This window comes from Microbacterium sp. 22296 (assembly GCF_052045385.1).
Lineage (GTDB): Bacteria > Actinomycetota > Actinomycetes > Actinomycetales > Microbacteriaceae > Microbacterium.
Genome location: NZ_JBQEOS010000001.1, coordinates 14,007 through 37,528, shown reverse-complemented (window position 1 = coordinate 37,528; position 23,522 = coordinate 14,007). Strand labels below are relative to the sequence as shown.

The 23,522-nt window shown below is 70.2% G+C and carries 24 protein-coding genes and 1 tRNA gene; 10 read left to right on the top strand and 15 right to left on the bottom strand.

Annotation, left to right across the window (positions count from 1 at the left end):
- Nucleotides 1–4: 4 nt before the first annotated feature.
- Genes ACTJJP_RS00170 through ACTJJP_RS00145 form a run of 6 tightly spaced genes read left to right on the top strand, consistent with a single transcriptional unit; the run spans nt 5 to nt 5,076 of the window.
- Nucleotides 5–232, top strand: a complete 228-nt coding sequence (locus tag ACTJJP_RS00170; protein WP_183420116.1) for an exodeoxyribonuclease VII small subunit — start codon at nt 5–7, stop codon at nt 230–232.
- A complete protein-coding gene (locus tag ACTJJP_RS00165; protein ID WP_440773050.1) occupies nt 232–864 on the top strand; it encodes a DUF4245 family protein in 633 nt (210 codons plus the stop codon). Before ACTJJP_RS00170 ends, ACTJJP_RS00165 begins: the two co-directional genes overlap by 1 nt.
- Entirely contained in the window at nt 861–1,532 is a 672-nt protein-coding gene (locus ACTJJP_RS00160; RefSeq protein ID WP_440773049.1) for a carbonic anhydrase, read from the top strand. The genes ACTJJP_RS00165 and ACTJJP_RS00160 overlap by 4 nt, the downstream gene beginning before the upstream one ends.
- A gap of 34 nt (nt 1,533–1,566) precedes the next feature.
- Nucleotides 1,567–2,961 (top strand): class II fumarate hydratase, encoded by a 1,395-nt coding sequence (locus ACTJJP_RS00155; RefSeq protein WP_440773048.1) that lies wholly within the window; start codon nt 1,567–1,569, stop codon nt 2,959–2,961.
- A 46-nt stretch (nt 2,962–3,007) separates the two neighbouring features.
- Entirely contained in the window at nt 3,008–4,423 is a 1,416-nt protein-coding gene (locus ACTJJP_RS00150; RefSeq protein ID WP_440773047.1) for a sensor histidine kinase, read from the top strand.
- Entirely contained in the window at nt 4,420–5,076 is a 657-nt protein-coding gene (locus ACTJJP_RS00145; RefSeq protein ID WP_440773046.1) for a response regulator transcription factor, read from the top strand. Before ACTJJP_RS00150 ends, ACTJJP_RS00145 begins: the two co-directional genes overlap by 4 nt.
- Before the next feature lie 316 nt (nt 5,077–5,392).
- Here the strand turns inward: ACTJJP_RS00145 and ACTJJP_RS00140 are convergent, their stop codons facing one another.
- Complete coding sequence (locus tag ACTJJP_RS00140; RefSeq protein ID WP_440773045.1) at nt 5,393–6,754, bottom strand: PhoH family protein; 1,362 nt, start codon at nt 6,752–6,754, stop codon at nt 5,393–5,395.
- Nucleotides 6,755–7,143: 389 nt separating this feature from the next.
- Nucleotides 7,144–7,926, bottom strand: coding sequence for an isoprenyl transferase (locus tag ACTJJP_RS00135; RefSeq protein ID WP_440773044.1), 783 nt, complete (start codon nt 7,924–7,926; stop codon nt 7,144–7,146).
- A gap of 157 nt (nt 7,927–8,083) precedes the next feature.
- Between ACTJJP_RS00135 and trhA the strand changes: the two genes are divergently transcribed.
- Nucleotides 8,084–8,776 (top strand): PAQR family membrane homeostasis protein TrhA, encoded by a 693-nt coding sequence (gene trhA, locus ACTJJP_RS00130; protein ID WP_440773661.1) that lies wholly within the window; start codon nt 8,084–8,086, stop codon nt 8,774–8,776.
- A 27-nt stretch (nt 8,777–8,803) separates the two neighbouring features.
- Here the strand turns inward: trhA and ACTJJP_RS00125 are convergent, their stop codons facing one another.
- The gene (locus ACTJJP_RS00125; RefSeq protein WP_440773043.1) at nt 8,804–9,079 is read right to left on the bottom strand and encodes a hypothetical protein; all 276 of its coding nucleotides are present in this window, start codon (nt 9,077–9,079) and stop codon (nt 8,804–8,806) included.
- Nucleotides 9,080–9,138: 59 nt separating this feature from the next.
- Here ACTJJP_RS00125 and ACTJJP_RS00120 point away from each other — a divergent pair, with 59 nt between their 5' ends.
- Nucleotides 9,139–9,534, top strand: a complete 396-nt coding sequence (locus tag ACTJJP_RS00120; RefSeq protein WP_440773042.1) for a DUF4307 domain-containing protein — start codon at nt 9,139–9,141, stop codon at nt 9,532–9,534.
- 101 nt (nt 9,535–9,635) lie between these two features.
- On the top strand, nt 9,636–10,127 hold the full coding sequence (gene greA, locus ACTJJP_RS00115) for a transcription elongation factor GreA (protein WP_440773041.1): 492 nt from the start codon (nt 9,636–9,638) through the stop codon (nt 10,125–10,127).
- A 317-nt stretch (nt 10,128–10,444) separates the two neighbouring features.
- On the opposite strand, the gene ilvA is transcribed toward greA, so the two are convergent.
- Together ilvA and ACTJJP_RS00105 are read right to left on the bottom strand one after the other, a co-directional pair.
- Entirely contained in the window at nt 10,445–11,674 is a 1,230-nt protein-coding gene (ilvA, locus tag ACTJJP_RS00110) for a threonine ammonia-lyase (protein WP_440773040.1), read from the bottom strand.
- Complete coding sequence (locus ACTJJP_RS00105; RefSeq protein WP_440773039.1) at nt 11,671–12,861, bottom strand: AI-2E family transporter; 1,191 nt, start codon at nt 12,859–12,861, stop codon at nt 11,671–11,673. Before ACTJJP_RS00105 ends, ilvA begins: the two co-directional genes overlap by 4 nt.
- 71 nt (nt 12,862–12,932) lie before the next feature.
- Here ACTJJP_RS00105 and ACTJJP_RS00100 point away from each other — a divergent pair, with 71 nt between their 5' ends.
- The gene (locus ACTJJP_RS00100; protein ID WP_440773038.1) at nt 12,933–14,174 is read left to right on the top strand and encodes a winged helix-turn-helix domain-containing protein; all 1,242 of its coding nucleotides are present in this window, start codon (nt 12,933–12,935) and stop codon (nt 14,172–14,174) included.
- 37 nt (nt 14,175–14,211) lie between these two features.
- Here ACTJJP_RS00100 and ACTJJP_RS00095 read toward each other — a convergent pair whose 3' ends face one another.
- From ACTJJP_RS00095 to ACTJJP_RS00050, 10 genes are all read right to left on the bottom strand, one after another.
- Complete coding sequence (locus tag ACTJJP_RS00095) at nt 14,212–14,781, bottom strand: LemA family protein (protein ID WP_440773037.1); 570 nt, start codon at nt 14,779–14,781, stop codon at nt 14,212–14,214.
- 132 nt (nt 14,782–14,913) lie between these two features.
- Nucleotides 14,914–14,986 (bottom strand) — tRNA-Leu (locus ACTJJP_RS00090).
- A gap of 212 nt (nt 14,987–15,198) precedes the next feature.
- Nucleotides 15,199–16,599, bottom strand: a complete 1,401-nt coding sequence (locus ACTJJP_RS00085) for an NAD(P)/FAD-dependent oxidoreductase (RefSeq protein WP_440773036.1) — start codon at nt 16,597–16,599, stop codon at nt 15,199–15,201.
- Nucleotides 16,596–17,945 carry a S8 family serine peptidase gene (locus ACTJJP_RS00080; RefSeq protein WP_440773035.1) on the bottom strand — a complete coding sequence of 450 codons (1,350 nt, stop codon included), beginning with the start codon at nt 17,943–17,945 and terminating at the stop codon, nt 16,596–16,598. The genes ACTJJP_RS00085 and ACTJJP_RS00080 overlap by 4 nt, the downstream gene beginning before the upstream one ends.
- Entirely contained in the window at nt 17,942–18,460 is a 519-nt protein-coding gene (locus tag ACTJJP_RS00075; RefSeq protein WP_440773034.1) for a DUF501 domain-containing protein, read from the bottom strand. Before ACTJJP_RS00075 ends, ACTJJP_RS00080 begins: the two co-directional genes overlap by 4 nt.
- Nucleotides 18,461–18,516: 56 nt before the next feature.
- Entirely contained in the window at nt 18,517–19,113 is a 597-nt protein-coding gene (locus ACTJJP_RS00070) for an FtsB family cell division protein (protein ID WP_440773033.1), read from the bottom strand.
- Nucleotides 19,114–19,351: 238 nt separating this feature from the next.
- A complete protein-coding gene (gene eno, locus ACTJJP_RS00065) occupies nt 19,352–20,632 on the bottom strand; it encodes a phosphopyruvate hydratase (protein ID WP_285136926.1) in 1,281 nt (426 codons plus the stop codon).
- A gap of 292 nt (nt 20,633–20,924) precedes the next feature.
- Entirely contained in the window at nt 20,925–21,602 is a 678-nt protein-coding gene (locus ACTJJP_RS00060) for an O-methyltransferase (protein WP_440773032.1), read from the bottom strand.
- Between the two features lie 31 nt (nt 21,603–21,633).
- Entirely contained in the window at nt 21,634–22,587 is a 954-nt protein-coding gene (locus ACTJJP_RS00055; protein ID WP_440773031.1) for a cytochrome c oxidase assembly protein, read from the bottom strand.
- Complete coding sequence (locus ACTJJP_RS00050; RefSeq protein WP_440773030.1) at nt 22,526–23,440, bottom strand: SGNH/GDSL hydrolase family protein; 915 nt, start codon at nt 23,438–23,440, stop codon at nt 22,526–22,528. The genes ACTJJP_RS00055 and ACTJJP_RS00050 overlap by 62 nt, the downstream gene beginning before the upstream one ends.
- Nucleotides 23,441–23,522 lie beyond the last annotated feature (82 nt).

Here is a 23,522-nt window from a genome sequence, read left to right as displayed (position 1 = left end):
TGCCATGACCGCGACGACCCCCGGCTCCGCCGCCGACGTCGCGTCCCTCTCGTTCGAGCAGGCTCGCGACGAGCTCGTGCGCGTCGTCGCCGAGCTCGAGCAGGGCGCACCGACGCTCGAAGAATCGCTGGCCCTCTGGGAGCGCGGCGAGAAGCTGTACGCCCGGTGCGAAGAGTGGTTGCTCGGGGCGAAACGCCGACTCGACGCCGCCCGCGGCGAAGGTGACGAGTGATGGCCCGCGTCGTCGCGCACCTCGGTCGCCCCGAGACCCCGCAGGAGACGGCCGACCGCAAGGCCGAGTCCTCGCGCCGGTACCGCTCGAGCAAGACGTTCCGCAATCTCATCGCGGCGCTGCTCGTGATCGTCGCGGTCGTCATCGTCGTCATCGCCGCAGTCCCCCGGGGCGAACCGGCACCGCGGCCCGCGCCCGACGTGCCGGCACTGGCCGCCGATCTCGAAGTCGAACGCGGGCGGCCCGTGCTGTCGCCCTCCCTGGGCGAGGGGTGGCGTGTCAATCAGGCCACCGTCGAGGGCGTCGGAGGAACCGAGGCGTGGACCATGGTCTACGTCCGCTCGGGAGAGTCGGGCTTCCTCCGCGTCGCGCAGGGGTTCGACGCCGATGAGGCGTGGGTCGGTCAGGTGCTCGACGGCACCCGCAGCACCGAGACCACCGAGATCGACGGCATCACCTGGAACGTGTACCGGCCCGCCAACCCGTCGGGCACGGGGAACATCGATTACGCCCTGGCCGCGCCGGCCGGCCCCGACTACGTGCTCGTCTACGGCGACGCAGCCCCCGAGACGGCGGCCCTGGCGGCCGCATCCGTCACCGACCAGATCGAGCAGTTGAGAGAGGTCCCGTGAGCGAGCGCATGACCCCCCGTCAGGTGTGGCAGCAGATGGTGGAGGGGAACCAGCGTTTCGTCGCGGGTGCCCCCGCCCACCCCCGGCAAGACGTGGAGCGTCGCGCCGAGCTCGCCAGCTCCCAGCACCCGACCGCGGCACTGTTCGGCTGTTCGGACTCGCGTCTGGCCGCCGAGATCATCTTCGACGAGGGGCTCGGCGACCTGTTCGTGGTGCGCAACGCCGGCCAGGTCATCTCCGACTCGGTCATCGGCAGCCTCGAGTACGCCGTGGGCGTGCTCGAGGTCCCGCTCATCGTGGTGCTCGCGCACGACGCCTGCGGCGCTGTCGGCGCGGCCATCGACAGCACCGGCCTCGACGCCCCGACCCTGCCGGCCTACATCTGGCGCCAGATCGCCCCCATCGTGCCGGCCGTGCGTCGCGTGCAGCGGGCGAGCGCGGTCGACGGGCGCCTTCCCGAGCACGTCGACCCCGAGCAGGTCGGCCGGGAGCATCTGCGCCACACCGTGGCCGAGTTGCTGCGCGCCTCCGAACTCATCAGCGAGGCCGTGGCCGAGGGCCGCACCGCCGTCGTGGGCGCCAACTACCGACTCGACGAGGGAGAAGCGTTCCCCGTCGTCATCGTGGGCGACGTGGTCGACGAACGCGTCGAAACCGCCCGCAGCTGAGAACCACCGAACACCGACCTGGAGGAACGACGACGTGACCGACATCGAGTACCGCATCGAACACGACACCATGGGCGAGGTGCGGGTACCCAAGGAAGCCCTCTACGCCGCGCAGACGCAGCGCGCCGTCGAGAACTTCCCCATCTCCGGGTCCGGACTCGAGTCGACGCAGATCGCCGCCCTCGCGCGCATCAAGAAAGCTGCCGCCCTCGCCAACAAAGAGCTCGGCACTCTCGACGGGCAGATCGCGGATGCCATCGCCCAGGCCGCCGACGAGGTCGTCACCGGTCGCCACGACGCGCAGTTCCCCGTCGACACCTACCAGACCGGCAGCGGCACCTCGTCGAACATGAACATGAACGAGGTGCTCGCGACGCTGGCGACCGGCATCCTCGGTTCGACCGTTCACCCCAACGACCACGTGAACGCCTCGCAGTCCTCCAACGACGTCTTCCCCACCTCGGTGCACATCGCCGTCACCCAGGCCCTCATCACCGACCTCATCCCCGCTCTCGAGCACCTCTCGGTGGCCCTGGAGACCAAGGCCCAGGCGTGGAAGGGCATCGTGAAGTCGGGTCGCACCCACCTGATGGATGCCACCCCCGTCACCCTCGGCCAGGAGTTCGGCGGCTACGCACGGCAGATGCGTCTCGGCATCGAGCGCGTGCGGGCCGTGCTCCCCCGCGTCGGCGAGGTCCCCCTCGGCGGCACCGCGGTCGGCACCGGCATCAACACCCCCCTCGGCTTCCCCCAGAAGGTCATCGAGCTGCTCGCGGCCGAGACCGAGCTGCCCATCACCGAGGCGCAGGACCACTTCGAGGCGCAGGCCAACCGTGACGGCCTCGTCGAGGCATCCGGAGCGCTCCGCACCATCGCGGTCTCACTCACCAAGATCAACAACGACATCCGCTGGATGGGGTCAGGACCGAACACCGGTCTCGGCGAGTTGCACATCCCCGACCTGCAGCCCGGATCCTCGATCATGCCCGGCAAGGTCAATCCGGTCGTCCCCGAGGCGACGCTCATGGTCTGCGCCCGCGTCATCGGCAACGACGCCACGGTCGCGTGGGCCGGCGCGTCGGGCTCGTTCGAGCTCAACGTCGCCATCCCGGTCATGGGGACGGCGCTGCTGGAGTCGATCCGCCTGCTCTCGAACGCCATGCGGGTGCTCGCCGACAAGACCATCGACGGCCTCGAGGCCAACGTCGCCCGCGCCGAGGCCTTCGCCGGCATGTCGCCGTCGATCGTGACGCCGCTGAACAAGGTCATCGGCTACGAGGCCGCCGCGAAGATCGCCAAGCACTCGGTCGCCAAGGGCATCACCGTACGCGAGGCCGTCATCGACCTCGGTTACGTCGAGCGAGGCGAGATCACCGAAGAGGTGCTCGACGCCAAGCTCGACCTGCTGTCGATGACGCACCCCGGCTGAGCACTCCACGCACGTCCACGACGCCGAGGCGCGCCATAATCGGAGGATGAGCCCCGCGACGAGACCCGTCTCGACGCGCGTGCGACTTCTCGGCGCGATCCTCGGCGTCGTGCTGCTCGGCATGATCCTCGCCGGTGGCGTCACCTTCCTCGTGCAGAGCGATCGCGTGATCGCCAACGCCGAGCGCCAGCTCGACGGCTTCGTCTCGACGGTCTCCGCGAGTAGTCAGGATGCCGCCGACCTCGTCGCCGCGGCAATCCCCGGCCGCACCGACGGCACGCTCGCCCTCGCCGAGACGCAGGTGCTCGCCGCGACGCCGTCGCCCCCGGGCCTCCGCCTGGCCGATGACGCCGAGCTGGTGGCATCCCTCGCCGGGGTCGTGGCCGAGGGGCGTCTCACGGGTCGCCTCGACAGCGATCAGGGCCCCCTCCTCTACGCCGCCGTGCCCGCACGCGGCGGGACCGTCGTGCAGGTCATCTCGGTCGACCAGCGGATGGAGCTCGTCACCCTCTCCACCACCACGTACGGCATCACGGCGCTGGCGGTGCTGATCCTCATCGGCGTCGCGGGGTACTTCGTCACCGGCCGCCTGTTCTCGCCGTTGCGGCGTCTGCGCGCCACCGCCGACGCGATCACGATCGACGACCTGGGCACGCGCCTGCGCGCCCGCGGCAACGACGAGATCTCGGATCTCACGACCTCGGTCAACTCCATGCTCGACCGCCTCGCGATGTCGGTCGATGCCCAGCGCCAGCTGCTCGACGATGTGCGGCACGAGCTGAAGACGCCGATCACCATCGTGCGCGGCCACCTCGAGATGATGGATCCCGCCGACCCGCACGACGTCACCGAGACACGCGACCTCGGCATCGCCGAGCTCGACCGCCTCTCCCGCCTCGTCGACGACATCGACGCCCTCGCCGACATCGAGACCGGTGCGCTCTCGGATGCCGTCATCGACGTCGGAGCGCTCACCGACCGCGTCGCCGAACTCGCGGGAGCGATCGCGGGACACACCTGGAGCGTCGAGCAGCGCGCCCGCGCGCGCATCCGCGGCGACGCCGACCGTCTCGTGCAGGCCTGGCTCCAGCTCGCCGACAACGCCGCGAAGTACACCCCGGAGGGCAGTCCCATCGAGATCGGCAGCTCCGTCGACGACGGCACCGCCCATCTGTGGGTGCGGGACCACGGTCCCGGCATCCCCCCGGCGGCCCGCCATCGCGTGTTCCGCCGCTTCGACCGTCTGTCCACCCGTCGCGGCGTCGAGGGTTCGGGCCTCGGTCTGTCGATCGTGGATGCCATCGCCAAGGCCCACGACGGGCACTGCGCCGTCGTCGACACCCCCGGCGGCGGTGCCACGGTCGTACTCCACATCCCCGTGGCCGGTGCGCAGACGCCGGCGCAACTGCCCACGCCCGTGCGCGCGGGCGACGTCGTCATGCAGAGAGAGGCAACCGGATGACCCGCATCCTCATCGCGGAAGACGAGGAGCGCATCTCCTCCTTCGTGGCGAAGGGGCTGGAGTCCGCGGGCTACCAGACGCTGATCGTCGACGACGGTGCCGAGGCGCTCGACACCGCTCTCGCCGGCGAGGTCGACCTGGTGCTCCTGGACGTGGGGCTCCCCACCCTCGATGGCTTCGAGGTGCTCCGGAGCCTCCGCGGCCAGGGGTCGACGATCCCGGTCATCATGCTCACCGCGCGCACCAGCACGCGCGACACGGTCGACGGTCTCGACGCCGGGGCCAACGACTACGTCTCGAAGCCCTTCAAGTTCGACGAGCTGCTCGCGCGCGTGCGCTCGCGGCTGCGCGAGCCGGTCACGGTGGGCTCGATGACGATCGGCCACGGCGACGTCACCCTCGACATCCTCGCCCGGCGGGCGACGGTCGCCGGCCGTGAGATCGACCTGAGCGCCCGCGAGTTCGCGCTCGCAGAGGAGTTCCTCCGGCACGCCGGACAGGTGCTCAGCCGCGAACAGCTGCTCAGCCGCGTCTGGGGCATGGATTTCGACCCGTCATCCAACGTCGTCGACGTCTACGTCCGGTATCTGCGCGCGAAGGTCGGGTCGGGGCACATCGTCACGGTGCGAGGGGCCGGCTATCGCTGGGAGTGAGTCCCCGTGCACCGGCGCCCGAAACCCCGAAAACCCCCGGCGGGGGGCACCGGGGGCTTCTGGAGAGACGCGTCCGGTGGTCTTCCGGCTCACCCGAAGAGCGGTGACCTGCGCGTGACGTGTTCTCTTGTTTCCATGGGGGAACCGCCGAGGCGGTGACGAAGTCTCCTTCGTCGACGTGTTCTACTCTGGCGGGTCTTCGTGAGAGACCGGGGAGCCGAAGATGAGAAACCTCTCATCTCCGGCGGCCGTCGCCTCATCGACGAGGGGCCGGGATGCCNTGCCACGGCATCCCGGCCCCTCGCTCCGTCGTGTCCTACGACAGCTCGCCGGCCTCCAGCAGCTCGGTCACCAACGCCGCGATGGCGGAGCGCTCGGACCGCGTCAGGGTGACATGGCCGAAGAGGCCGTGACCCTTCAGCGTCTCGATCACGGATGCGACACCGTCGTGGCGCCCGACACGCAGGTTGTCGCGCTGACCGACATCGTGGGTCAGCACCACGCGGGAGTTCTGCCCGATGCGGCTCAACACGGTCAACAGCACGTTGCGTTCGAGCGACTGCGCCTCGTCGACGATGACGAAGGCGTCGTGCAGCGACCGACCGCGGATGTGCGTCAGCGGCAGCACCTCGAGCATGCCCCTCGCGAGCACCTCCTCGAGCACGTTGCCCGAGACGACCGAACCGAGCGTGTCGAAGACCGCCTGGCCCCACGGCCCCATCTTCTCGGCCTGGTCGCCCGGGAGGTAGCCGAGCTCCTGTCCACCGACCGCGAAGAGGGGGCGGAAGACGATGATCTTCTTCTGCTGCTGTCGCTCCAGCACGGCTTCCAGCGCCGCACACAGGGCCAGGGCCGACTTGCCGGTTCCGGCTCGCCCGCCGAGCGAGACGATGCCCACCTCCGGGTCGAGCAGCAGGTCGAGCGCGATGCGCTGCTCGGCCGACCGGCCGTGCAGACCGAACGCCTCGCGGTCGCCGCGAACGAGACGGTACTCGCCCTTGCCGGTGACGCGGCCGAGGGCGGAGCCGCGCTCGGAGTGGATGACGAGACCGGTGTTGACCGGCATGCCCTTCACCGCGTCGCTGACGGCGACCTCGGTCTCGTACAGGTCGGCGAGGTCGTCGCCCGACACGTCGATCGAGGCGATTCCCGTCCACCCGGAGTCCATCGCCTGCTCGGCGAGGTACTCCTCGGTGTTCAGGCCGAGGGATGCCGCCTTGACGCGCATCGGCAGGTCCTTCGACACGACGGTCACCTCGGCGCCGTCCTTGGCGATGTTCATCGCGACGGCGAGGATGCGGCTGTCATTACCTCCCGTACGCATCCCGGAGGGCAGCACGCTGGGGTCGGTGTTGTTCAGCTCGACGCGGAGGGAGCCGTTGTCTCCGACGGCGACCGGGAAGTCGAGACGGCCGTGCTCGACGCGGAGCTCGTCGAGGTGGCGCAGAGCCTGGCGGGCGAAGTACCCGATCTCGGGGTCGTGGCGTTTGCCTTCGAGCTCCATGATCACGACGACGGGGATCACCACCGCGTTCTCGGCGAAGCGGAAGAACGCCCGCGGGTCGCTCAAAAGGACGGAGGTATCCAGGACATACGTGCGCAGGGCCTGATCGGCGCCCGCTTCGGACTCTGTGCTCTCGACGACGCGACGCTGGTCGTACGGTGCTCGTGTAGCCACAACCCACTCCCGACCCGGGTGCTGCACCCGGTTGTCACGAGTCGACCTGTGGGTCACGAGTCGCAATCCGAAGGCCGACTCGATCGGACTCCGTGTCCGATGTCCTCACCGTACGACGCTCCGAGAGCGGTGAGGGTCGTTAACACGCCGCGAATATGACGAGTTCGTGAACACCTCGGGCGCGCGGCCCATCGTCCGAAAGTAGTTCGGTGGACGCCGCCGCATCCGACCGAGCGAGGGGCAGACCCTTCGGCGGGCTCGACCGTCCCCGCATCCTCGCGCTGTCGGCCGCGCGCCGCGGGGACTCGCGCGGCGCCCCGAGCCTTTGCGCCGGCTCGAAGTCCGGCCGCGTTCGAGACGGGCGGCCGCGCTCGTCCCGGCCGCCGGGCCTACTGCCCGAAGCGCCGGTCGCGCGCGCCGAAATCGCGAATGGCCCGCAGGAAGTCGACCTCCCGCAGGTCGGGCCCGAGGGCCTCGACGAAGTAGAACTCCGAGTGCGCCGACTGCCACAGCAGGAAGTCGCTGAGACGCTGCTCCCCCGAGGTGCGGATGACCAGATCCGGATCGGCCTGACCGCCCGTGTACAGGTGCTCGCCGATCTGCTCGGGAGTGAGACTCGCGGCGAGCTCCTCCAGGGAGCCGCCCGACTCGTCGTGCTTGGCGATGATGGAGCGCACGGCATCGACGATCTCGCTGCGGCCCCCGTAGCCGACCGCCAGGTTAACGTGCAGGCCCTTGTGACCTCGCGTGCGTTCGGTGACCTCGTGGAGCACCTCGGCGAGCTCGGGCGGCAGTCCGTGCGCACGCCCCACGTGCTTCACCCGCCAGTTCGGCTCGTGCGACAGCTCCCGAGCGAGTTCGGCGATGATCTCGAGCAGGTCCTGCAGCTCTTTGCTCTCGCGCTTGACGAGGTTGTCGTTGGACAGCAGGTACAGCGAGACCACCTCGATGCCGAGGTCGTCGCACCATCGCAGGAACTCGTGCATCTTCGCCGCGCCGGCACGGTGGCCGTGGGCGGCGCTGTCGTATCCGAGCTGGCGCGCCCAACGACGATTGCCGTCGATCATCATCGCGACGTGATGCGGCACCGTCGCGGGCATGCGGCGGCGAAGGCGTGAGATGTACAGACGATAGAGGGGGCCCCGCCCCTCGTTCTTCCACACGCGCGCCACCCGGATACGCTACCGCGTCCGACGGGCGCCGCACGGCGGGTTCGACGGTGACGACGACCGGACGACGGGTGAGCGCCGGCGGCATGTTCCCCCCGGAGCATGGGAGCGGACGTAGTGTCGAGGTGTGACACGCCCGACGCCCGCAGACGGCCCCGAGATGCCCCAGCTTCCCCTGATCGAGGCCGGAGCGGTGGGCGCTGCGGCCGAGCTGAAGCCGACGTGGCGCGGGTGGATCCATGCGGGTACCTTCCCCGTCGCGATCGCCGCGGGCATCGTCCTGATCGCGCTCGCGCAGGGCGGCCCCGCCAAGTGGGCCTCCGCCGTCTTCATGGCGACCTCCATGCTGCTCTTCGGCAATTCGGCGCTCTACCACCGCTTCCGCTGGAAGCCGAGGACGCTGGCGGTGCTCAAACGCATCGACCACGCCAACATCCTGCTGCTCATCGCGGGCACGTACACGCCGATCGCGGTGCTGGCTCTGCCGACGCCGAAGACCGTGCTGCTGCTGTCGATCGTGTGGGGCGGGGCCCTGCTCGGCATCCTGTTCCGCGTGTTCTGGATCAACGCGCCGCGCTGGCTCTACGTCGCGCTGTACCTCGCGCTCGGGTGGGCGGCGGTGATGTACCTCGGCGACCTGCTCGCGGCGAACGTCGCGATGATGGTGCTCGTCGTCGTCGGCGGGTTGCTGTACACCGCGGGGGCGATCATCTACGCGATGAAGAAGCCCAACCCGTGGCCCGGCCACTTCGGGTTCCACGAGATCTTCCACGTGTGCACCGTGCTGGCCTTCCTGTGCCACTGGACGGCGTGTCTGCTCATCGCGCTCCAGCCCGCCTATCACGGCGGCTGAGCACGGGGTCCAGCGCGGAGCCCGCCGTCAGCGGCGCGGCGGAGTGGGGTCGATGTCCTCGTCGTCGGTCTCGCTGGCCGCGGCCGCCGCGCGTGCCTGCTCTTCGGCATCCAACTCGGCGTTCACCTCTTCGCGGTAGCGTCCGCGACGGATGCGGCGCAGCATGTCGAACACGAGGAGGAACACCGCGATCGCGATGAAGGCGATCGCGGCGAAACCGAGCGGGCCGGGGGTGACGATGGACTCATCGGGGGTCACCGCCGGTGACGGCGTGGTCGCGAGGGCGACGATCACGGGGAGCATGGAGTCCTTCGGTGCGGGAGCGCGTAGCCTGGAACTCCAGCCTAAAGCCCGGGGAGACCATGACGACGCAAGAGCTGCTCGACGACCGCTACGGGCGCACGCGCTCCCCGCGGCGGCGCCTCCTCGGCTGGTCGATCGTCGCCGTGCTGGCCCTCGGCGCGATCGGCTACCTCGGCTGGACCACCGTGGCCGGCAGCGCCGGGTCGGTCACCGCGACCGACACCGGGTTCTCGATCACCGACGACCGGTCCGTCACGGCGACCTTCCAGATCACGGCGCCCGTCGGCCAGCCCGTCGCGTGCGCTCTCGAAGCCCGCGACGAAGAGCACGGCACGGTCGGGTGGCGGGTCGTGGAGTACCCGGCATCCGAGGACCGTTCGCGGGCCTTCACCGAGACCATTCCCACGCTCTCGTTGGCCACGACAGGTTTTGTCAACGCCTGCTGGGTGCCGTAAACTCGCGGGATCACGACGCGCCCCGGCTCGATGCCGGGGCGTTCGACATATGCCTGGCGGTTCCGTGCGACCGCCGCTCGCCCCTCGAAGAAGGAGGACCCGTGTCCAACGACGCTCAGGTGACGTTCCTCACGCAAGACGCATACGACCGTCTCCACAACGAGCTGGAGCACCTCTCGACCACGGGTCGCGAAGAGATCGCCAAGCGCATCGAGTCCGCTCGCGAAGAGGGCGACCTGAAAGAGAACGGTGGCTACCACGCCGCGAAGGACGAGCAGGGCAAGCAGGAGGCGCGCATCCGCACGCTCCAGCAGCTGCTGAAGGACGCCAAGGTCGGCGAGGCCCCCGAGAGCCACGGCGTCGTGGAGTCGGGCACCGTCGTGACCGCCGTCGTCGCGGGCGGCGAAGAGAAGTTCCTCCTCGGCAACCGCGAGATCGCGGCCAACTCCGAGCTCGACGTGTACAGCGAGGCGTCGCCGCTGGGTGCCGCCATCCTCGGTCTCAAAGAAGGCGACAAGGGTTCGTACACGGCCCCGAACGGCAAAGAGATCGCGGTCGAGATCGTCAAGGTCGAGACGTACTCGGGCCAGTAAGCCCCCTCGCTCGCGAGCCGCTCACCGCAAGGNGCGTTTCCCGCCGCGAACTATCCCCACGATCAGCGCCGCCCGCGCCCGACGCGCTTTCCGTGCACAGCCTCCGCGATGCGCACTACCTCAGTCCGATTGCCGCGCACGCAGCCGACCTCATGCACATCACGGAGTTCGTGCACGCCGCCGACACCAGTCATGGTCGTGAGCCGGCGACGCCACGCGACTCCGCCCCGCCCACGTCTCGGCCCGGCTCACGCGCGCTGCGCAGCGACAGCGATGCTATGCACCCGCGCGCATTCGCACGGTGCCCCGGAGTAGCGTCAGTCGGGGACGACGGTCGCGACGAACCCGGCCTCTTCCAGCGTGGCGATCACCAGGGCGCGGTGCTCGGCTCCGCGCGTCTCGACGCTCAGCTGCAGGATCACCTCGCTGATCTGCAGACCTTGTCCGTGGCGGGTGTGGAGCACCTCGATCACGTTCGCGCCGACACCGGCCAGCAGCTCCGACACGCGCGCCAGCTGTCCGGGGCGATCGGGCAGCGGGATGCGCAGCGACATGTAGCGACCGGATGCCGAGAGCCCGTGCGCCACGACCCGCTGCAGCAGGAGCGGGTCGATGTTTCCTCCCGAGAGAATCGTGACGGTGGGGCCGCTCGCGGTGACCTTGCCGGCGAGGATCGCGGCCACGCCGACGGCACCGGCGGGCTCGACGACCTGCTTCGCACGCTCCAGCAGCACGAGGAGCGCGCGCGCGATGTCGTCTTCGGTGACGGTGACGACCTCGTCGACGTACTGACGGATGAGCTCGAACGGCAGGTCGCCGGGACGGGCGACGGCGATACCGTCGGCGATGGTCGGTGTGGTGGGAACCTGCATCGGATAGCCGGCGGCCAGCGACGACGGGTAGGCGGCGGAGTTGTGCGCCTGCACGCCGATGATGCGCACCTCGCGCCCCTCGGCGGCGGCGCGGGCCTTCACGGCCGCCGCGACACCGGCGGCCAGCCCTCCCCCGCCGATGCCGACGATCACGGTCTCGAGGTCGGGCATGTCTTCGACGAGTTCCAGGCCGAGGGTTCCCTGGCCCACGATGATGTCGCGGTGGTCGAACGGGTGGATCAGCACGGCGCCCGTGCGCTCGGCGAATTCCGCGGCGAGGCGCAACGGAGTCTCGACAGTCGCCCCCTCGAGGATGACTTCGGCGCCGTACCCGCGCGTGGCGAGGAGCTTCGGAACGGGCACGCCCAGCGGCATGAAGATGGTCGCGGCGATATCCAGCTGCTGCGCCGCCAGTGCCACACCCTGCGCGTGGTTTCCCGCCGACGCGGCGACGACGCCGCGGGCGCGCTCCTCGGCGGTGAGGCGTGACAGGCGGTAGGTGGCTCCGCGGATCTTGAACGAGCCGGTGCGCTGCAGGTTCTCGAGCTTGAGGTTGACCGGTACCCCGAGCAGCTCGCTGAGGTGCAGCGATTCATCGAGGGGGGTGCGCGTGATGATGCCGCGCAGAGCCTGCGCGGCATCCTCGAACTCGGCCAGGGTGGGAGTGTCGTTCATGATCTCCTTGCGCGTTCGCGCGGGACGGTCTGCCAGATGAGATCTCGGGATGCCAGGGCTTCGCCCTGGTGCTGCCACGCCTTCGAGGCGAGGTACACGGCGACGACGTTGACGAACGCCGCGAGCGGCACGGCGAAGAGCGCGCCGGCGATGCCACCGATCATCGCGCCGCCGGCGACGACGAGCACGACGGCCAGCGGGTGCACCTTCACCGCGGAGCCCATCAGGATCGGCTGCAGGACGTGACTCTCGACCTGCTGCACACCCAGGACGACGATCAGCATGAACAGGGCGATGAGAGGGCCGTTGTAGACCAGCGCGATGAACACCGCGAGAGCGCCCGTCGCCACCGCCCCGACGAACGGGATGAACGCGCCGAGGAAGACGAGCACGCCGATCGGGATGGAGAGCGGGACGCCGAGCAGGAACGCGCCGAGACCGATGCCGACGGCATCGATGGTGGCGACAAGCAGCTGCGTGCGCGCGTAGCTCTTCACCGTCCGCCAGCCGGCACGGCCGGCGCCGTCGACGGCGGGGCGGGCGACACGGGGGAAGAGCCGAGTCGTCCACCGCCAGATGCCGCCGCCGTCGGCGAGCAGGCAGAGCAGGATGAACAGCGTCAGCAGCACCCCTGTGGCCACGTGGCCGAGGGTCGTGCCGATGGCGAGGGCTCCCGTCCACAGCACCTCCGCCTGCTGCTGCAGGAAGGTGCCGGCCTGCCGCAGACCATCGTCGATCTGCTGGGCGCTGAGGTGGAGCGGCCCGTCGATGAGGTACTGGCGGAACTGCTCGACCGCCTGTGCGGTGCGCTCGCGCACCGACCCGAACTCGCGCGTGATCTGCCACACCGCGAGCCAGACGAGCCCGGAGATGATGGCGATCGTCCCCAGCACCGTCACGATGATCGCGAGCCACTTCGGCCAACGGTGCCGCAGCAGGAACGAGAACCCTGGCCATACCAGCGCCGTCACCAGGATGGCCACGAGCAGGGGGATCACGAGAAGCTTCAGCTGGATGACGACGAACACGACGACGGCGAGAGCCGCCGCGATGACCAGCAGGCGCCATGCGTAGGCGGTGGCCTGACGCAGCCCGGGCGGGACCGGAGGCTGGAGGTCGCTGGAGACGGTGCGACGTTTCAGGGCGTCGAGGAACGACCCGCGATGCTCGGGATCGGTTCCACTCATTGGGCAAGCCTACCGCCGCCCTGCGCCGTCGTCCGCGGACGGTGTCGGTGGTCGCGGCTACCGTGAGGAGCATGACGACGACCCTCCGTCGCGCCGAGGCGCGCCGCATCGCCCTCGCCGCTCAGGGCTTCGCCCGCGCGCGCCCCTCTGCGGTCGGCACGCGCCAGATCACCGCCGCGTTGCACCGCATCCGCGTCCTGCAGATCGACTCTGTCAACGTCTTCGCCCGCTCGCACTACATGCCTCTGTTCGCCCGCCTCGGCCCGTACGACACCGCGCTGCTCGACAGGCTGGCGTTCTCACGCCGGCCGACCTGGGTCGAGTCGTGGGCGCACGTGGCATCCCTCGTCTCGGTCGACGATTGGCCCCTGCTGCAGTTCCGACGCGACGACATGCGCCGCAAGTACGGTCACGACGCGTGGGCGGAGGCGAACCAGCCCCTGCTGCAGTGGCTCCGCGACGAGTTGTCCGAGCGTGGGCCGCTGCGTCCGGCTGAGATCGACCACGATGCCCGCAGCGGCACCCGCGGCGCGTGGTGGGGCTGGGACGACGTCAAGAACGGCCTCGAGCGATTGTGGTTGTTCGGCGATGTGGCGATCGCCGGTCGGCGCGGGTTCGAACGTCGCTACGCCCTGGCGTCGGACGTGCTGCCCGCTTCCGCGCTCGAGACGACGGTTCCGCGCGCCGAGGCGATCACCGAGCTGGTGCGCCGCGCCGCCGTCGCCTACGGGATCGCCACGGCGTCCGACCTGGCCGACTACTGGCGGATCCGCGATCGGCCCGCCGTGATGACCGGGATCCGCGATCTCGTCGACGCCGGCGAATTGCTCCCCGTCGAGGTGGAGGGGTGGCAGATCGCGGGCCGTCCTGCCAGGGCCTGGGTGCACCGAAACGCCACCCGCCCCCGAAAGGTCGATGCCGCGGCGATCCTGTCGCCCTTCGACCCGGTGGTGTGGTTCCGCGACCGTGCCGAGCGACTGTTCGACTTCGACTATCGCATCGAGATCTACACTCCCGCGCCGCAGCGCCGGTTCGGGTACTACTCGCTGCCGGTCCTCGTCGGTGACGACATCGTCGGCCGACTCGACCTCAAGGCCGATCGCGCCGCGAGCGCCCTGCGCGTGCAGTCGGCGTGGTGGGAGGCCAGCGCGTCGGCGGATGCCGCCGAGCGTATCGCCGCGGAGCTTCTCGCCGCCGCGCGCTGGCAGGGGCTCGAGACGGTGACCGTATCGCGGTGGGGCGACGCCGCCGACGCCCTCGCCGGCGCCCTCGCGGCGGAGCGGCACGAGCATCCCGACGGCCGGTCGAACTGACGCGCCCCCTCCGCCGGAGCGAAGGGGGCGCGTTCGGTCAGAACTGCACGCGGGGTGGTTCCGCGATCGCGGCGCCGTCGATGACCTCGAAGAACTCGCGTTCGTGGAAGCCGAGCTGGCGGGCGAACAGGTTGTTGGGGAACACCTTGATCTTGGTGTTCAACTCTCGGACGCCTCCGTTGTAGAACCGGCGGGACGCCTGGATCTTGTCCTCGGTGTCGACGATCGCGTGCTGCAGCTGCAGGAAGTTCTGGCTCGCCTGCAACTGGGGGTACGCCTCGGCGACGGCGAACAGCGACTTCAACGCCTGCTGCATGTGCCCCTCGGCGATACCGGCCTCGGCGGGGCTCTGTGCCGACAGCGTCTCGGCGCGAGCCCGGGTGACGTTCTCGAACACGGCCTTCTCGTGCGCCGCGTATCCCTTCACCGTCTCGATCAGGTTGGGCAGCAGGTCGGCGCGTCGCTTGAGCTGCACCGTGATGTCGCTCCACGCCTCGTCGACGCGCACGTTCAGCGCGACGAGGGCGTTGTAGGTGGCCCAGAGGTAGATGCCCGCGATGACCAGGATGCCGACGATCACAAGGACCGGTACGAGCCACTCCCACATAAGTCCCCACACTTCCGTTCGAGAGATTGCTCTTCAGTGTAACTACGGGGTGGGGCGGGTACCGGATGGTGCTGAGGACTCCCAGGGGATCTGGATCGAGTCGACGGCGCACCCGGTGGGCGAGTGCTCACGTACCCCCGGTGGGACTCGAACCCACACTGAAGCGATTTTAAGTCGCCTGCCTCTGCCGTTGGGCTACGGGGGCCCTGTTCCACCGTATCGCGAGGCGGCTCCGGCCCGTCGTGGCCCAACCCGCGGATTCCCGGGGCGGACACACACCGGCCCCGGATGCCGCGGCCCCGTGTGTCGACCGGGCACGCCGCCTAACGGCGCGCGGCCCCCGGCCTCTGGGATCGGCATCCGGAGAACGACGAGACCCCCGCACCCAAACGGGTACGGGGGTCTTGAAAGCACCGGTTACTTCGCGGCGACCGGCTCGGCCTTCTTCTCGGCCGGGGCGGGAGCATCTGCCGCGGGGGCCGCGGGACGCGGGCGAGCGGCGAACTCCTCGAACGCGGCGCGCGGCTGCTGCACGGCCTCGAGCGACACGACCTCGCGGCCGTGGACGAAGTTCTGCATCCAGTCGCCGATCACGCGGAACTTGCGCTCCCACGTGGGCATGGCCAGGCCGTGGTAGCCGCGGTGGGCGAACCAGGCGATCAAACCGGTCAGGGCGATGTTGCCCGACTGGAACGCGCCGTTGTACAGGCCCAGACCGGCGACGGCACCGAGGTTCTTGTGGAAGTACTGCTTGGGCTCCTCGCCGCGCAGGACCGCCACGATGTTCTTCGCCATGAGCTTGCCCTGGCGCACCGCGTGCTGGGCGTTGGGGACGCAGAAGCCACCGACACCACCGCCCGACAGGTCGGGCACGGCCGAGACGTCGCCAGCGGCCCAGGCACCCTGGACGATGTCCTCGTCGGTGCCGACGCGCAGGTCGGGACGCGTGCGGATGCGGCCGCGCTCCTCGACGGGCAGGTCGCTGCCGCGCACGACGGTGGGGTTCGCCATCACGCCGGCAGTCCAGATGATGAGGTCGGTCGGCAATTGCTCGCCCGTCGAGAGCTCGATCACGCCGTCGACGGCGCCCTTGACCTGCGTGTCGAGGTGCACGAACGCACCCTTCTTGGCCAGGTCGGCGAGCACCCATTCGCTCGTCTTCTGCGACACCTCGGGCATGATGCGGCCCATCGCCTCGATGAGGTGGAAGTGCGTGTCGTCGAAGGTCAGCGTGGGGTACTGCTTCAGCAGCGACGAGGCGTAGGCGCGCAGTTCGGCGAACACCTCGATGCCGGCGAACCCGCCGCCGACGACGACGACGGTCAGCAGACGGTCGCGCTCGGGACCGGCGGGAAGCACCGAGGCCTTGTCGAAGTTCGAGGTGAGGCGGTCACGGATGGCGACGGCCTCTTCGATGGTCTTCAGGCCGATCGCGTTGTCGGCGATGCCGGGGATCGGGAAGGTGCGCGAGACGGCACCGGCGGTCACGACGATCTGGTCATAGGACTGCTCGAAGGTCTCGTCGCCCGCGATCGGGGTGATCGTCGCCGTCTTGGTCTCGTGCGAGATGCCCGTGACCTTGCCGGCGATGACAGTGGTGCGCTTGAGGTGGCGGCGGAGGCCCACCACGACGTGGCGCGGCTCGATCTCTCCCGCGGCGACCTCCGGCAGGAACGGCTGGTACGTCATGTACGGCAGCGGGTCGACGAGCGTCACTTCGGCTTCGCCTCGACCGAGGAGCTTCTCGAGCTTCCACGCGGTGTAGAAACCTGCATAGCCCCCACCGACGATGAGGATTCTGGGCACGGTAGTGGTCACGATGGGAGGGACTCCTCGTTAGTGATGCGGCTCGGCTCGCGGGAGATGCGTGCCTGTCGGGATCGCCGGGCAGCAGCACTGACGCCGAGCGCAATCATTATAGCGGCCAGCGTGGCAGCGCCGAGCGGCAACGACCCGTAGAGCACGCTATCGCGCGACGGCAGCAGAGGCGAACTCGCTTGCGCCGCCGATTCGACGGGTGGGAGCGGCGGGATGGTGACCGGGCTCGCGCTCGGCGCGGGCGCGGGCTCGGCGTCCGCTCTGCGGTAGAGGCGGATCCATTCCTTCAGGCTCCCCAGCGGATTCTCGCTCACGGTCGCGACCGGGCTCGACGACACTGCTCTCGCGGCATCCACCAAGCCGTAGCCGTACAGTTTGTCGGGCGTGGTCGATGCGCCCGCGGCTGGCTTCGCCGTCTGGATCAAGCGGTTGAGGACGTTGTCGGCGTCGAGTTCGGGGTGCGCGGCACGCACCAGCGCGGCGATGCCCGCGACGATCGGCGCCGCGCCGCTCGTGCCGTTCCACTGCACCAGGCCGCCGTCGGCGGAGACGCCGATCAGCCGCTCGCTGGGGGCGGAGAGGCCGATCGTGATGCCCTGCGTCGACGCACTGTTGCTGGCGGCGCCACTCGGGTCGACCCCGCCCACGGCCAGGACACCGGGGATCGTGGCGGGCGCGCCGACCCGGTCGGTGCCACTTCCCCGGTTGCCGGCCGCCACCACGACGACGACGTTCTTGTCGAAGGCGTACTCGAACGCCTCGTCCCAGCTGCGGTCCCAGTCGAGGGTGTTCGTCGTCAAGGAGAGGTTGATCACGGTGGCGCCGTTGTCGACGGCCCATTTCATGGCCTCGGCGATCTGCTCGGTGAATGGCTTCGACGTGGTCGCGCCGAAGCCGACCGAGATCGACAGCAGTTCGGCCTCGGGCGCGACGCCGATCATGCCGCGGCCGTTGCCGGTGCCGCGGGCGGCGGCGAGCGAGGCCACCCAGCTGCCGTGGTTGGCATCCACCGCACCGACCGGGGTGCGCCCGTCGGGCGACCCGACGCCCGAGACGTCGATGCCGCCGACGACGGCACCGCTGAACTCTGAGGGTCCGCGGCCGATGCCGGTGTCGATGATCGCGATCTTCTGCCCGGCCCCGCGCGTGGTCTTCCACGCCTCGCGGACGCCGTACTGATCGAGCCAGTACTCGGCCGCGCGCACCGAGTCCGTCGGATCCTCGGCGACCGGTCCGGCCGGTGCCTGCGGGGGCGTCGTCGACGCCGGCAGGACGGGTGTCGCCGTCGCGCCCGTCAGCACCGCCACGAGGATGACGGATGCCACGGCGACGACGACGCGCTTCATCCGCCGGTCCCGGGGCTCTCGCACTGGCAGCGTTCGGGCGACCACGTACCGCGCTCCAGGGCCCGGTCGCCGATGGGGTTCACGCCCGGGCCGGCCGCCAACGCGTGGCCCGCGAGGGCGTGCAGGCATTTCACGCGGGTGGGCATGCCACCGGCCGAGATCCCCGCGATCTCGTCGGGTTCACCGTAGGCGGCCCGGTCGCGCAGGTAGGACCGGTGCGCCGCCTCATACTGCTGCTGCAGTTCCTCGCTCTCGGCGAGCTCGTCCGAGAACTCCTTCATGACGTGCCCGGCTTCGAGCACCGACATCGCCGCGGTCGCGGCCGGATGGGTGAGGTAGTAGAACGTGGGGAACGGGCTGCCGTCGTCGAGACGGGGCGAGGTCGCGACCACCGTCGGATTACCGCACGCGCACCGGGCGGCGATGCCGATGACTCCGCGAGGAACGCGTCCGAGCTGCGCCTTCAGCACGGCCAGATCGGCGTCGGATGCGGGGGGAAGAGTTGCGGTAGTCATCGCTCCCAGGGTACCCGGCCCCTCCGTCACACGTCGGAAGTGCGGGACGGATGCCGTCAGGGTGCGGGAGCGTCGGGCGCGGGCGTCGGATCGGGCACGCCGATCGTCGGCACGGCGACCTGGGCCGCACCGGACGCGGTGACCGAGCGCACGAGCTGCGCCATCCAGTCCGTACGCGTCTGACCCACGTCGCCGCTGACGTCCTGCTGTTCCTGCGGCGTCGCCGACGCGGGCAGGTCGTTGTCGATGAGGTAGACGACCTCACCAGGAAAGGTGTAGCCGAGGCGCTCGCGCGCTTGCGTGCGGATGTACGCGGGGTCGGACCACCGGTCGCGCTGCATCTGCAGGTCCTCGACGTCGGACTGGCTGATCTCCACGGCGCTCTCGAGCGCCTGGATCTGCTGACGCTGGTCCATGTACGTCCCCACCGTGGGCACGAGCACGAAGGTGCCGAGCACGACCAGCCCGAGCATGATCACGACGAAGCCCGAGACCCGCACACGGCCGAGCCAGTCGCGCACGTCCACGCGGCGCTCGGCCACCGACGACCGCGGCGGACGGTCGTGCCGGGCGGTCGGCGCACGCTTCGGCGTCTTCCCCGACTTCGGAGCCGCGGATGCCACGGGGCGGGGAGGCAGAGTCGGTCGTTCCACGACGCCTCCCTTCGTTCCCTGCGCGCTGCCTGCTGCGATGTCGACCAGGCCGCAGGCGAGTCTACGTCGCGACTCCGGGGCGCTCCGGGGACGCGCCGGGGGCTCGGCGTCCGCTCAGACGGGTCCCGTCACCGGAAGGCACGGCGGGACCGCGCCCGCGGGCTGTGCGGCATCGCGAGCACCGGCCAACGAGGAGGGAGGGGAAGCCTGACGGCTCCCCCTCCCTCGGATCGAACGATCAGCCCTTGAAGCGGGGGAACGCCGAGCGGCCCGCGAAGACCGCGGCGTCGCCGAGGTCTTCTTCGATGCGGAGCAGCTGGTTGTACTTCGCGACGCGCTCGCTGCGCGCGGGGGCGCCGGTCTTGATCTGACCCGCGTTGACCGCCACGGCGAGGTCGGCGATGGTGGTGTCCTCGGTCTCACCCGAGCGGTGCGACAGCATCGAGGTGTAGCCCGAGCGGGTGGCCAGGTTGATGGCGTCCAGCGTCTCGCTCAGCGTGCCGATCTGGTTGACCTTCACGAGCAGCGAGTTTGCGATGCCGAGGTCGATGCCCTTCTGCAGACGCTGGGGGTTGGTGACGAACAGGTCGTCGCCGACGAGCTGGACCTTCGAACCGATCGCGTCGGTCAGCTTCTTCCAGCCGTCCCAGTCGTCCTCGGCGAGCGCGTCCTCGATCGTGACGATCGGGAAGTTGGCGACGAGGTCGGCGAAGTAGTCGACGAGCGTGTCGACGCTCCACTCCTTGCCCTCGACGGTGTACACGCCGTCCTTGAAGAACTCGGTGGCGGCGACGTCGAGACCGACGGCGATGTCCTGACCGGGGGTGAATCCGGCCTTCTCGATCGCGCGGATGAGGAAGTCGAGGCCCTCGCGGTTGCTGGGCAGATCGGGGGCGAACCCGCCCTCGTCGCCGAGGCCGGTGTTGTAGCCGGCGGACTTCAGCTCGCCCTTGAGGACGTGGTAGACCTCGGTGCCCCAGCGCAGGGACTCGCTGTAGGTGTCGGCGCCGATGGGCGCGAGGAAGAACTCCTGGAAGTCGATGCCGTTGTCGGCGTGCTCGCCACCGTTGATGACGTTGAACAGCGGCACGGGCAGCAAGTGCGCGTTGGGGCCGCCGAGGTAGCGGAACAGGGGCAGGTCGGCGCTGTCGGCGGCGGCCTTGGCGACGGCGAGCGAGACGCCGAGGATGGCGTTGGCGCCGGTGCGCGACTTGTTCTCGGTGCCGTCGGTCTCGATGAGGATCTCGTCGATGATGCGCTGCTCGCTGGCCTCGACGCCCTCGATGGCGGGCCCGAGCTCGTCGACGACGGCGGCGACGGCCTTGAGCACGCCCTTGCCGCTGTAGCGGCTCTTGTCGCCGTCGCGCAGCTCGTAGGCCTCGAACGCGCCGGTGGACGCGCCGGAGGGGACGGCCGCCCGCTGGACGATTCCGTCGTCGAGGAGCACCTCCACCTCGACGGTCGGGTTACCGCGCGAATCCAGGATCTCGCGCGCGTTGACAGCCTCGATAAGTGCCACGAAGGACTCCTCGTTGGTTCTGGGGAAAGAGGGCGGAGCGTCGTCGGTCCGTCGTCGAGTCTAGTGATCTCGGTCGGCGGGCGTTGGGCCGGGTTACGCCGGCACGCGAGCGCGAGGTGGCTGAGCTTGTCGAAGCCGCCGGTGTACGCGGGTTCCGGTCCCTTCGACAGGCTCAGGGACCTCACCACGCTCAGGGACCTCACCGCGCTCAGGGGCCTCACCGCGCTCAGGGGCCTCACCGCGCTCAGGGACCTCACCGCGCTCAGGGACCTCACCGCGCTCAGGGACCTCCTCAGGCTCCGGCACTTGCCACGGGGTCCACCACGATCGCGAGCGCCATGCCGTCCCAGCCCTTGCGGTCGAGGGTCTGCAGGGCGGTGGCGTCGAAGCGGGGGTCGGCGCCGAGCATCTCGACGCCGCGCCGCGCGCCCTGCACCTTGGTGTCGGGGGTCTCGGCGTCGGCGACCTCGCCGGCGCGCACGACGTTGTCGAGCACGACGACCGTGCCCGGGCGGCCCAGACGCGCGGCCCAGTCGAGGTACACGGTGTTCGACTCCTTGTCGGCGTCGATGAAGACGAGGTCGAACGGCTCGCCGCCGGCGAGGGTCGGCAGCACGTCGGCGCCGCGTCCGACGCGGATCTGGACACGGTCCGAGACCCCGGCTCGTTCGAGATTGGCGCGGGCGAGGTCGGCGTTGGCCGGCTCGGCTTCGATCGTGACCACCAGACCCTCCGCACCGACGGCACGGGCGAACCAGATGGTCGAGTATCCGCCGAGGGTGCCGACCTCGAGCACTCGGCGGGCTCGGGCGATGCGGGTCAGCAGATGCAGGAACTTCGCATTGACCGGGGCCACCTCGATCGCCGGGAGACCGGCGTCGTGCTGCGCCCGCAGCGCGGCGTCCAGGGTGGGGTCGCCCCCGATCAGCGTGGTGGTGAGGAAGGCGTCGACGTCGTCGTGGGTGGGCACGATCCCAGCCTGTCGGCGGGGGCCGCGGGGGTCAACGCTCTCCGCGGAGGTGCGCGCGGGTCATCTCGGCGTACTCCTCGTCGGACAGGTCGTCGAAGCCCCTCGCCTCGACCCGATCGCTGCGCATCCACCGGATCATCAGCAGCACCAGGATCGGCACGTCGGCGAACTCGGCGATGAACCAGATCCAGTCGCCGGCGAGGTGCTGGTCGTGCAGCATCGACGGCCACCACGACGCCGCCCGCGTGGCATCCGGGATCAGACCGAGGACGGTGTCGTTCAGGCGCATCAGCAGACCCGGGACGGAGTCGATCAGCAGCTCCACGAACGCCAGCAGGAACTCGATCGCGATGAAGGTGCCGGAGTGCACGGCGCCGAGCGCCATCATCGGCAGCACCATCGCCAGCCCGACCACCGGGACGACGATGCCGAGCGACGCCTCGACCACCGGGTTCACGCGCAGGACGCCGGCGAGCGGCGTGAGGAACACGCAGAACACCGCGGCGATGACGACGGTGGCGACCATCGCGTTGCCGAAGATGCGGGTCACGCGTGCCGAGAGGACGCGATCGATCACGGCTTCTCCCCCGGCTCGGGCGAGGAGATCCAGGGGGCGACCCGCGGCGATACCGGCGGGCACCGCGAAGATCAGCAGCGCGATGCGGGTCGAGAAGGCCCACCGCAGCTCCGAGGAGTACACCCCCAGGAAGCCGAGCTCGATCACGGCGTACGGGAGCAGACCGATCGCGAAGAAGCCGATCGTGCGGCGCATCGGCCAGCGCGGACCACGACGGTTCGCCCGAGCGACGCCGAACAGGTACGCGACGGATGCCACGAGGAGCACGCCGAGCGTGATCGGATCGGCGCGCCAGGTGCTGAGGAAGATATCGATGGGAGGCGTGCGAGAAAAATAGATCCGGCGGCTATGCGCGAGGTGGGGATTCCCGAGCAGGACCGTGCGGTGGCGGGCTCCGCCGCGGTGCACGCGGAGGGCTCGGCCGTGCGCTCTCCGAAGAGTCCTCCACGGGCTCTTCCGTCGACCGTGGGGGCGGGGACTCCAGCACCGCCAGCACGGCCGGGAGCAGCGCCTCCGCCGTACGCCGGTATCCGAGGGCGCTCGGGTGGAAGCGGTCGACGCTGAACATCTCGTCGGGACTCTCGGCGAAGACCGGGCCCACCGCCCGCGAGAGGGCGACGACGCGCCCACCGGCGCGATGCACCGCGGCGGCCTGAGCGGCGGCCAATTGCCGTGACGAGCGCGCGGCGAGCGCGCGCAGGGGCTGCGGGATCGCCCGGAGCGTCCCCAGATCCGGACAGGTGCCGACCACCACCGGGATGCCGTCGGCCCGCAGCGCACGCACGACCCCCTCGAGTTGCTCCGCCGACCGGGACGCCGGCACACGGTGCGTCACGTCGTTGCCGCCCACGACGATCAGCGCGGCGTCGGCGCGATATCCCGCCGGGAGCGAGGCGATCTGCGCCGCGAGGGCGGACGTCTCGGAGCCCACCACGGCGGCCGTGCGCAGGCGTACCGGCCGCCCCGCTTCTCGCGCGATTCCTTTCGCGAGGCGGGCGCCGAGCGTGTCGCGACGATGGCCGGCGCCGAGACCCGCCGCGATGGAGTCGCCGAGAAGGAGGAGCTCCACAGGCTCCCCGGGGTGTTTCTTGCGCCGCCACACGCGGTCGGCGTCGAGAGCCTGCTCGCCGAGGGGTTTGCCGATACGGCGGCGGGCGATGGCGGCCTGTCGGGCGATGAGAGTGCGCATCCCCACGGCTCCCGCTCCCACGAGCGCCACGACCGAGGCCGCGGCCAGGGTCACCGGTCGAGACGAGCGCATCCCCCGATGACACCGGCCCGCGGTGAACGCCGGGTGGCCGGGCTGTGACACGGGGGCGACCGCCGGCTCCCGGCATCCCGTG